Source organism: Lapidilactobacillus mulanensis, assembly GCF_003946215.1.
GTDB classification, from domain to species: Bacteria; Bacillota; Bacilli; order Lactobacillales; family Lactobacillaceae; genus Lapidilactobacillus; species Lapidilactobacillus mulanensis.
Genome location: NZ_RHOW01000011.1, coordinates 47,794 through 58,518, shown reverse-complemented (window position 1 = coordinate 58,518; position 10,725 = coordinate 47,794). Strand labels below are relative to the sequence as shown.

Genomic DNA, 10,725 nt, shown 5'->3' with positions numbered 1-10,725 from the left:
TGAAGCCGCTTAGAAACAGATTCAACTTTATATTATTTCATTTGTCAACTTGACAGGGCCTAGTGCAGACGAGGGTGTTTTATTCATAGTTGCGTATCTTTCGAAGCGTGCTTTAATTAGTCCTTCATGCGGTGCTCGATCCAGCTCCAGATCTCAGACGATCCTTCACCGTTGATCGCACTGAAAGACTGTAGCGGCTCTTCTGATGGCATCTCCAGTGACTGACGGATACGTTTCAATGAGCCAGCGCGCTGGTTGTTGGAAATCTTATCGATCTTAGTCGACACGACTAGAATAGGAATATCAAAATAATCGACATAATGATACATCGCCTTGTCATCCTCAGTCGGTTCATGGCGCGCGTCGACCAAAATCACGGCACCCTTCAATTCTTTACGCGACTCCAAGTAATGTTCAATGATCTGACCGAACTTTTCGCGTTGCGTCTTGGAAACTTTGGCATAACCATAACCGGGAACATCCACCAAATTCAAGATTTGATTAACTTGATAGAAATTCAGCGTCTGCGTTTTACCAGGTGAACTGGAAGTTCTAGCCAGACTTTTGCGACTAAGCAAGCGATTGATCAATGAAGATTTACCCACATTAGAGCGGCCAGACAAGACGATCTCAGGCAACCCAGCCTTAGGATATTGCGCGTCGCTAACAGCACTGATCAGCATTTGTGCATCTGTAACTTTCATAAAATATTTCCTCTTTAATCTAAAATTAAACCACCAAACCACGTATCTCCAAAACAGAATCAAACAAGGGTCTCTAATCTAGCAGAACTAGCGCCACCAACAAAATGAGTCGTTAACACCAGTTAACTTCAACAAACCTAACAAGCTACAAAAAAAGCAGACAAACCAACGTAGCTCCAAAACATAATCAAACAAGAGTCTCTAATCTCGCAGAACTAACGCCACCAACAAAATGAGCCGTTAAATACCATTTTACCCCAACAAGCCTAACAAGCTACAAAAAAACAGATGATGCTAGTAATCATCTGAATTTTTTTGTATTTTTATAGATTATGAAGCTTTTTCGCTATCAGTGGAAACAATTTCTGGCTCTTGATGCCCTAAGACAGAAGGTTTATTCACAATAACTTTTTCGACATTTTCTTTTTCTGGTAATTCAAACATCGTATCTTGCATGACACTTTCCATGATCGAACGAAGACCACGGGCACCGGTATTGCGCTCGATAGCTTGATGCGCGATGGCGTGTAGGGCGCCTTCAGTGAATTCAAGTTTCACACCATCAAGATCGATCAACTTCTCGTATTGTTTAACCAACGCATTCTTAGGCTTAGTCAAAATCTGAACCAAATCATTCTCAGTCAGTTTCGACAAAGCAGAAATAATTGGAATACGACCGATAAATTCGGGAATGATCCCGAACTTCATCAAGTCTTCAGGAATAATCTGTTGTAAGACATGATCTGCATCGAATTCTTGCGTTTTCTCTTCGGCAGAACCGAAACCGATCGTTTGCTCGCCTAAGCGATTGCGAACGATGTCTTCGATGCCGTCAAACGCGCCACCCACGATGAATAAGATATTCGTCGTGTCGACTTGAATGAATTCTTGTTGAGGATGTTTACGACCGCCCTGAGGTGGAACATTGGCAATAGTCCCTTCAAGGATCTTCAACAAAGCTTGTTGAACCCCTTCACCAGAAACATCGCGTGTGATCGAAACGTTCTCGCTCTTTTTAGCGATTTTATCGATTTCATCAATATAAACAATGCCGCGTTGCGCACGTTCAACATCATAGTCGGCGTTTTGCAACAACTTCAACAAAATGTTCTCGACATCTTCACCGACGTAGCCAGCCTCTGTTAAAGTGGTTGCATCAGCGATTGCAAAGGGCACGTTCAAGACGCGCGCTAAACTTTGCGCTAAGAACGTCTTACCTGAACCAGTTGGGCCGATCAAAGCAATATTGCTCTTTTGCAATTCAGTATCGCCATCTTCGGCAACAGCCATTTGGTTAACTCGCTTGTAGTGATTATAAACGGCAACAGAAAGCGCGCGTTTCGCACGATCCTGACCGATCACATATTCATCAAGGAAATCGAGAATTTCTTTAGGTTTAGGAACCTTCACGTTTTGTTCAACGGCGTCTTCACGCAATTCATCGTCTAAAATATCTTTGCATAAATCAATACATTCATTACAGATGTAAACACCAGGGCCGGCAATGATTTTTTTAACTTGGTCCTGTGTTTTACCACAAAACGAACATTTCACCGTTCCAGTCGTCTGCATATTATCAAACATTTTTTGTCCACCTTTATGAGCTAATTAAGTGTACGATAGCACAGCTTAGCATTGCTGTAAAGCATTCTGTTTATCGCCAACAACCGCTCAAAAGAACGATCGTCAAATCTAAATACAGTTTAGAACCTGACTAAATGATAACAGAAAATCGAGCTTTTAGACAGAAAAGAGGCTGGCCCATGTTCGTGACCAACCTCAACTTCATTGCTCATCATCAGCAATTCGATTTATTCTTGGACAGCAGAATCAGTAATGATATCGATGGCTTTCTTGATACCAATATCATGACCTAACATGTCGTCTGTCAATGCCTTACGAACGGCATCTTTTTCCATGTTATACTCACTTGCTAAGTTATCGATTTCAGCGTCGATTTCTTCTTGACTTGGCACAATTTCTTCAGCTTTAACGATGGCTTCCAAAACCAAATTCGTCTTAACGCGTTGTTCGGCGTCTTGTTCGAATTGCTTGTGAAGATCATCTTCGCTTGTACCAGTTAATTGATAGTACATCTTAGGATCGATACCTTGGCGTTGCATGTTGCCCAAATATTGATCCATTTGGTTATGAACTTCTGTTTCAAGCATTGCTTCAGGCAAGTCTTTGATTTCAGAATTCTCAACAGCTTTGTTGATGGCTGCTTCTTGAATAGCTGATTCAGCTTCGTCTTTCTTAGTTGATTCTAATTGTTCCTTGAGCTTAGCTTTGAGTTCGATCAAAGTATCAACTTCTTCGTCGATATCTTTGGCAAAATCATCGTCAAGTTCAGGTAATTCCTTAGTCTTAACTTCGTGAACAGTCGTTGCAAAATGAGCTTCTTTGCCGGCGAGATCCTTAGCTTGGTAATCTTCTGGGAATGTGACCACAACGTCAACATCATCGCCAGATTTGTGACCAACTAATTGTTCTTCAAAGCCGGGAATGAATGTGTTTGAGCCCAATTCCAATGAATGGTTCTCTGCAGAACCGCCATCGAATTCTTTGCCATCAACAGTTCCTTTATAATCGATCACAACCGTGTCGCCATTTTCGCTAACACCGTCTTCTTTAAGAACTAATTCAGCTTGTTGTTCGCGACGTTTCTCTAATTCAGCGTCAACATCAGCATCCGTTACTTCACTGTTCTGCTTGGGAACAGTCAAGCCCTTATAGTCGCCTAAAACAACTTCAGGTTTAACTGTCACTTTAGCCTTGATCAGCCAAGGTTCGTTAGGATCCATCTTTTCAATACTGATTTCTGGTTGATCAACGGGTTCGATCTTTGCTTCTTCAACTGCTGCATCATAAACTTCTGGTAATACAGCATTCAAAGCATCTTCATAAAGTGAAGCTTCGCCGTACATTTTATTGAAAACTGTGCGAGAAACTTTGCCTTTACGGAATCCAGGAACAGACAAATTCTTTTTAACGCGCGCAAACGCAGTGTCTAAGCCTTTGTTAATTTCGTTAATACTAATTTCAAATGTAAGTTCACCGTCATTGGTGCCCTTCTTTTCCCATGTGGTCGTCATAATTAACCTCCGATATAAATTACGTCAATCTGTTTTACATACCTGTCAATCTTATCGTATTTAGAATAAAAAGTAAATGAAACTTCATTAAAAATCCGCCTTTTTTCACGTTTGGTAACTATTTTCTGATGTACTAAAATTGTGTGCACCTAATTTGATTGAAAGAGATGACATTTTTTGTGTGGTTCCGGCGAAATTTGTGGTGGGAACTGGTGACTGCTGTGGGGACGGCTCCAAGCTTTTGGAAGTTCGCCAAAAGTTTTCCGCCTGAAATGTGAGCTCCGGAAAACCGCCGGATCTCACATTTCCCCATTTTGTAAATTCGCAAGGACCGCTCATTAACAAAATTGCCACTGCAGTCCCAGTTCCCACCACAAATTTCGCCTATTCTATTCGGAAGAGCTCGACATGTTCAACGTTGTATATTTAATTTATCTTTCTAAATTTTTAACGTGCAAAATGAAAATCGGCAATCTAGACACACGACCAATTTAAAAATAGGCGCAATCTTTCGACTAAAACGCTATGATATCAGCATTTTCAGGCTATTCTGCACCTATTTTAAAATTTGTCGTGTGTTATTTTGCGCAGATTTGAAATTCATCGCTTTTCTTCTTTAACTATTCAAAGTAAAGGCTACCTTGAGAATCAACTTCCAGGAACCCAACCATTCAAATCCTACGTTAAGCTAATTAAGTTTAGGTCGAAAGTGCTGGGGCAGGCAGTCGTGGCAGTGCTAACCATGTAAGGCGGGCCGTTTTTGCCCGCCTTACATGGTGGATCGATTCGAGACTCGGCGTTTTTCCGAGGCTCAAATCGAAGCTCGGAGCTTTTCCCGCCCTTGGAAAAGCGGAGAGCGGTCCCACAGCCACAGACCTGCCTGCCCCAGCACTTTCGACCGCAGGTAGATACGATTTTCAAAGACAAAAAATAGATCCCGACGATTAATCGGGATCTACAAACAAAAAACAATTTAATTAAAGCAGTGACTACATCATACCACCCATACCAGCACCTGGGCCTACTGGTGCTTCAGGCTTCTCTGGCTCTGGCTTGTCAGCAACAACTGCTTCAGTTGTTAACAACAAAGCAGCAACACTGGCAGCGTTCTGTAAAGCAGAACGAGTCACTTTAGTTGGGTCGATGATACCGACGTCAACCATGTTCTCCCATTTGTCAGTTGCAGCGTTATAACCGATCTCAACTTTTTCGTTCTTCAAATGCTCAACAATAACTGAGCCTTCGAGTCCAGCATTTTCAGCGATTTGACGAACGGGTTCTTCCAAAGCGCGAAGAACGATGTTGATACCAGTTTGAACGTCGCCCTCTTCTGACAACTTAGCAACTGCAGGGATCACGTTAACTAAGGCAGTACCACCACCAGCAACGTAACCTTCTTCAACGGCTGCACGAGTTGCGTTCAAGGCGTCTTCAATGCGATACTTGCGTTCTTTCAATTCTGTTTCAGTCGCAGCACCGACGTTGATCACTGCAACACCACCAGCTAATTTAGCTAAGCGTTCTTGTAACTTTTCACGGTCAAAGTCTGAAGTTGTATCGGCAATCTGACCCTTGATCAATTCAACTCGTTCGTTGATGGCGTCTTTAGAACCCGCGCCTTCAACAATTGTTGTGTTGTCTTTAGTAACGGTAACCTTGCCAGCTTGACCTAATTGCTCGAGCTTCGTATCTTTCAATTCGAGGCCTAAGTCGCCAGTAATAACGGTTGCGCCAGTCAAAATAGCAATATCTTCCAATTGTGCCTTACGACGATCACCGAAGCCAGGTGCCTTAACTGCAACAACGTTGAACGTGCCACGGATCTTGTTCAATACAAGTGTTGGTAAAGCTTCACCTTCAACATCGTCGGCAATGATCAATAATGCCTTGCCTTGTTGAACGATTTCTTGCAACATTGGTAAAATTTCTTGGATGTTTGAGATTTTCTTATCAGTGATCAAGATATATGGATTGTCGAGATCGGCTTCCATCTTGTCGTTATCAGTGACCATGTATTGTGATAAGTAACCACGATCAAACTGCATCCCTTCAACAACATCGAGATCAGTTTCGATCCCTTTTGATTCTTCGATCGTGATGACACCATCATGACCAACTTTTTCCATAGCATCAGCGATCAATTTACCGACTTCATCGCTCGAAGATGAAACAGAAGCAACTTGGGCGATTTGATCTTTATTTTCAACTTTATGAGAAATCTTGTGTAATTCGTCTACGGCAGCTTTAGTTGCCAATTCGATACCACGACGGATACCAACTGGGTTAGCGCCGGCAGTCACGTTCTTCATACCTTCGCGAATAATTGCTTGTGCCAAAACCGTGGCAGTGGTTGTCCCATCACCAGCGATGTCGTTAGTCTTAGAAGCAACTTCTGAAACTAATTTAGCACCCATATTTTCAAAGTGATCTTCTAAGTCGATCCCTTTGGCAATAGTTACACCATCGTTTGTGATTTCTGGTGAACCATATGATTTTTCAAGCACAACATTACGGCCTTTAGGTCCTAAAGTTGTTTTAACAGTATTTGCTAGTTGATCAACACCACGCAACATTGCGGCACGTGCGTCTTCAGAAAACTTTATTTCTTTTGCCATTTAAAATACACCTCTGATAAATTTATTTATTTAATTAGTCGACGATTGCCATAAGATCTTTTTCGTGTAGGACCAAATATGATTGTCCTTCGAACTTAACTTCGGAACCCGCATATTTGTCGAACATCACGGTCTGTCCTTCTTTAACTGAAACGGGTAATTGTTTACCTGAATCAGTGACAGTACCTGCACCAACGGCAACGATCTTGCCTGTTTGTGGTTTTTCTTTTGCGTTGCTAGCTAAAACAATGCCACCAACTGTTTGTTCTTCCTGTTCTTCAACAGTGACGATAACTCTATCTCCTAAAGGTTTTAACACAGAAAATCCCTCCGTTAATTTTATTTATTTAGCACTCATCATGCCCAAGTGCTAACCACAAGAAATATCATAACATTTCTAGCGTTGAATGCAAGTATTTGCGCTTTAGTTTTTTTAAAATTCAACCGCTTCAATTTGACGGATGACGCAATAATTAGCCTAAAACAAAGCAAAACGATTGAAATATGTCGCGCGTTTTGTTAAATACAGTTAAAATTGATATGATAGACACATTACCATCAGAAAGGACGCCTTATGAATAAAAAAACCGCACTCTCAAAAATTGGTACGATCATTGTCTGTTACCTGATCGTGCTCATCTTACCGGATCTGATTCTACAACTCTTTAAAATAAAAGGTGCCACGGCCATTAATGTTCAAGTTTTACTGACGGCGATCGGTGCCGCTGCGTTGATTTGGTTAGACCGTAAAGGCGATAAGAAGTTGGAGATCGCGCCAGATAAAAAACTTTCCATCGCCGACAAAACCTTGTACGGCGTTGGTGGGATGATCTTACTCTATGCGACGGAGATCGTTGGTTCAGTGCTGATTATTTTGCTCTTCGGCCAACCCAATCCTTCTCAAAACACCCAACAGATTTTGGAAATCGTTAAAATTGCCCCCGCCTTTATTATTTATGGCGTTGTGTTAGCTCCGATCATGGAGGAAGTTGTTTTCCGCAAAAATATTTATGGTGTTGGACGTAAATTGATCAATCCGCTGGGTGCCGCACTAGTTTCGGCTTTATTATTTGGCTTAGCGCACAACGACAATAACTTTTTAATCGTCTACGCTGGTATCGGTCTGGCGCTTTGCTGGCTATATAAACGCACCAATTCGATCGTCGTTAACATCATCGCCCACGGTCTCTTCAATGGCATTACGATGGCCTTAGCCTTACTTATCCGCTAATTTGATCAAACAAACTAATGAATAGAAAAAGCCCTAATACCAAGTGTACGAAGGTATTAGGGCTTACTCGTGGTTTTAAACAGCGGAACTCAGGCACAAAAAAACAATCAAGCCTTCACAATGACCCTCAGCGATCATTGCGAAACAACTTGATTGTGATCAACTTACTTTGATTCTGAATCTTTCTTTTCTTTAGCAGCCTTGGCATTGTTGACTTCATCAGCCATTGGGTTGACCAAAGTGCCATCATCCTTGAAGTTATCCAAGAAATAGATCAAGGTTTGCAATTCATTTGCTAAATCAACATTATGAACGCGAACATTGTCAGGAACACTGACCCGCAACGGCGTAAAGTTCAAAATACCATGAACATTTGCGCTAACTAAGCGATCAGTAATCCCTTGGGCAACATCCATTGGCACCGAAAGGATCACAATATCGATTTGTTGCTGTGCCAATTGCGTTTCTAAGTCATCCATGCCATAAATTGGAACACCACTTTGAATCGTTCCAGTAATTTTAGAATCAACGTCAAAAGCGGCACTAATTCTGATATTATTAGATTGACGGAAGTTGTAATTCAGTAAAGCATGTCCTAAATTACCGACCCCGATCAACGCAACACTGGTCAAACGATCCTGATTTAAGAGGCGCTTAAAGAATGACAGTAATGATTCAACGTCATATCCATATCCGCGCTTACCTAATGCACCGAAGTATGAAAAGTCACGACGGATCGTCGCACTATCCACCTTCACTGCCTCGGATAAATCAGCAGAAGAAAATTTTGTTTTTTCGCTATCGTGCAAAAATTGAAGATAGCGATAGTATAATGGTAACCGTCTTGCGGTTGCCTTTGGAATCTTTATTTCAGCCATTGCTGAAACACCTCAGACTTTCAAACTTTTTTTAGATTTGATACTATGTCAATTATCATTAAGAATTATTCCACAATTTCAGAAAATAAACAAGAATTAACTTACCAAGTATCATAGCTTATTTAGTGATTTTATTTCAAGTAATATGCTTATCTCGTGTTTCAAGGCATTCATACTTGTTAAAACGGCCATTAATTCATTGCTTAAATTTTCTTTAATTTCAAATTTCTATTGTTCAGGAGGCAATTATGATTATTCTACAAGCTCAGCAAGTCGCCCGTTTTTTCGGTGCTGAGACCCTATTCGATAAAGTTAACCTGGAAGTGCAAGATCACGCGCGCATTGGTCTTGTGGGTGTGAATGGTGCCGGAAAATCCACGCTGTTACGGATCATCGCCGGTATCGATCCCGCCGACCAAGGACAAGTCATCAAAAACAAGGGCGTTAACATTGGCTACCTCGCTCAGAATAGCGGTTTGGATTCCCAACGGACGATTTTTGCCGAAATGTTAACCGTCTTCAGTGAATTACAACAAATTGCCCAACAACTCAAAGAGATGGAGCAGCAATTGATCGCCGAACCAACCAATCAAACCTTGCTGGCAAATTATGACGAGCTGCTCAACACTTACAAGGCCAAAAACGGCTACACGTACGAAACCGAAATTAAAACTGTTCTGAATGGATTCCAATTTCCCGAAACGACCTATGAGATGCAGATCTCCGAATTATCTGGTGGTGAGCGTTCTCGACTGGCCCTGGCTAAGATTCTGCTGCAGAAACCAGAATTGCTGATTTTGGATGAACCAACTAACCATTTGGACATCGAAACGTTGAATTGGCTCGAGACTTATTTGCAAGGTTATCCTGGCGCGATTCTCGTTGTGTCGCATGACCAATATTTCCTCGATCACGTCGCCAAGGAAATTTATGCCCTCACACAACATCAACTCAAACACTATCGCGGAAATTATACCGACTATCTGCATCGTGCGGATGAAGAACAAGAACACGCCGAAAAAGAATACGAACAACAGCAATCTGAAATCAAGAAATTAGAAACTTTTGTCGAAAAAAATATCACCCGCAAATCAACGACTAAACGCGCCCAAAGTCGCCAGAAACAATTAGACAAAATGGATCGTCTCGAAAAACCCAAGTCTGGCGAACAGTCTGCTCATTTCCAATTTGAGATCACCGCTGAAACCGGTAAAGAAGTCTTGCTGGTTCATGATCTGGCCATTGGTTACGAAGATCATGTGATGTCTAGCCCGATTAATTTTGACGTGCGTAAGCAGCAAAAAGTCGCCATCATTGGTCCTAACGGTATTGGCAAATCAACTTTAGTGAAGACTTTACTGGAAGAAATCCCGCCATTACGCGGCACCTTTAAATTTGGCGCGAACGTCGCCATTGGTTACTACGATCAGAATCAAAGCCAGCTCGATTCAAGCAAGACCGTTCTCGATACGATTTGGGACGAGCATCCCCTATTGCCCGAACAACAAATTCGCAACGTGCTAGGTAGTTTTCTATTCCGCGGTGACGATGTCAAAAAAGTTGTTCATCAACTCTCTGGTGGTGAAAAAGCCCGGCTCCTGCTCACCAAACTGGCGATGGAAAAACGTAATGTGCTATTGATGGATGAACCAACGAACCATTTAGACATTCAAAGCAAAGAAGTTTTAGAAGCCGCGTTGGAAAATTTCGCCGGCACCTTGATTTTTGTTTCGCATGACCGTTATTTCATCAACAGCCTGGCAGATACAATCATCGATATCGATGGGCAAGGCAGTCACATTTATCATGGTAATTATGACTTCTACTTAGAGAAGCGTCAAGAATTAGCAACTCCTGAGCAAGCAACCAAGGAAACCGTGATCAGTGATAATCAGGCCGCCTTTAAAGCCGATAAAGAACAACAAAAAGAAGTTCGGCGATTAGAGCGCAATGTCGCTAGTCTCGAAAATACGATGGCAGAACTCGAAGAAAAGAACCAAGCCGTCCAACTCGAAATGACCCAACCGGAAAACTTAAACGATTTCCAGAAGCTAGCTGAATTGCAGGCTCAATTAGAAAACATTCAAGTCCAGCAACAAACCGCCGAAAACGACTGGTTGGCTGCCTCGGAAAAGTTAGAGAACTTCAGTTAATCAAGATCCACCTACAAAATAAAATTAAGCAAGCAAAAAAGCTAACCAG

8 protein-coding genes are annotated in these 10,725 nt (G+C 41.9%); 2 read left to right on the top strand and 6 right to left on the bottom strand.

Features of this window, described 5'->3' with window-relative positions; genetic code table 11:
• Positions 1 to 116 precede the first annotated feature (116 nt).
• From yihA to groES, 5 genes are all read right to left on the bottom strand, one after another.
• Complete coding sequence (yihA, locus tag EKM67_RS04400) at positions 117 to 704, bottom strand: ribosome biogenesis GTP-binding protein YihA/YsxC (RefSeq protein ID WP_125577671.1); 588 nt, start codon at positions 702 to 704, stop codon at positions 117 to 119.
• A gap of 330 nt (positions 705 to 1,034) precedes the next feature.
• Positions 1,035 to 2,288, bottom strand: coding sequence for an ATP-dependent Clp protease ATP-binding subunit ClpX (gene clpX / locus EKM67_RS04395; RefSeq protein ID WP_125577669.1), 1,254 nt, complete (start codon positions 2,286 to 2,288; stop codon positions 1,035 to 1,037).
• A gap of 227 nt (positions 2,289 to 2,515) precedes the next feature.
• Positions 2,516 to 3,799, bottom strand: coding sequence for a trigger factor (gene tig / locus EKM67_RS04390; RefSeq protein ID WP_125577667.1), 1,284 nt, complete (start codon positions 3,797 to 3,799; stop codon positions 2,516 to 2,518).
• 989 nt (positions 3,800 to 4,788) lie between these two features.
• A complete protein-coding gene (gene groL / locus EKM67_RS04385; RefSeq protein ID WP_125577665.1) occupies positions 4,789 to 6,414 on the bottom strand; it encodes a chaperonin GroEL in 1,626 nt (541 codons plus the stop codon).
• A 34-nt stretch (positions 6,415 to 6,448) separates the two neighbouring features.
• Entirely contained in the window at positions 6,449 to 6,733 is a 285-nt protein-coding gene (gene groES / locus EKM67_RS04380; RefSeq protein WP_125577663.1) for a co-chaperone GroES, read from the bottom strand.
• A 255-nt stretch (positions 6,734 to 6,988) separates the two neighbouring features.
• Between groES and EKM67_RS04375 the strand changes: the two genes are divergently transcribed.
• Positions 6,989 to 7,645 carry a CPBP family intramembrane glutamic endopeptidase gene (locus EKM67_RS04375; protein ID WP_125577661.1) on the top strand — a complete coding sequence of 219 codons (657 nt, stop codon included), beginning with the start codon at positions 6,989 to 6,991 and terminating at the stop codon, positions 7,643 to 7,645.
• A 164-nt stretch (positions 7,646 to 7,809) separates the two neighbouring features.
• Here the strand turns inward: EKM67_RS04375 and EKM67_RS04370 are convergent, their stop codons facing one another.
• Complete coding sequence (locus EKM67_RS04370; RefSeq protein WP_125577659.1) at positions 7,810 to 8,523, bottom strand: redox-sensing transcriptional repressor Rex; 714 nt, start codon at positions 8,521 to 8,523, stop codon at positions 7,810 to 7,812.
• Between the two features lie 248 nt (positions 8,524 to 8,771).
• Between EKM67_RS04370 and EKM67_RS04365 the strand changes: the two genes are divergently transcribed.
• Positions 8,772 to 10,676: an ABC-F family ATP-binding cassette domain-containing protein gene (locus tag EKM67_RS04365; RefSeq protein ID WP_125577657.1), complete on the top strand. Its 1,905-nt coding sequence runs from the start codon at positions 8,772 to 8,774 to the stop codon at positions 10,674 to 10,676.
• Positions 10,677 to 10,725 lie beyond the last annotated feature (49 nt).

Coding starts and splice junctions, on each gene's coding strand:
- groL (WP_125577665.1), bottom strand. CDS start 6,414: ATGGCAAAAGAAATAAAGTTTTCTGAAGACGCACGTGCCGCAATGTTG.
- clpX (WP_125577669.1), bottom strand. CDS start 2,288: ATGTTTGATAATATGCAGACGACTGGAACGGTGAAATGTTCGTTTTGT.
- EKM67_RS04375 (WP_125577661.1), top strand. CDS start 6,989: ATGAATAAAAAAACCGCACTCTCAAAAATTGGTACGATCATTGTCTGT.
- EKM67_RS04365 (WP_125577657.1), top strand. CDS start 8,772: ATGATTATTCTACAAGCTCAGCAAGTCGCCCGTTTTTTCGGTGCTGAG.
- EKM67_RS04370 (WP_125577659.1), bottom strand. CDS start 8,523: ATGGCTGAAATAAAGATTCCAAAGGCAACCGCAAGACGGTTACCATTA.
- tig (WP_125577667.1), bottom strand. CDS start 3,799: ATGACGACCACATGGGAAAAGAAGGGCACCAATGACGGTGAACTTACA.
- yihA (WP_125577671.1), bottom strand. CDS start 704: ATGAAAGTTACAGATGCACAAATGCTGATCAGTGCTGTTAGCGACGCG.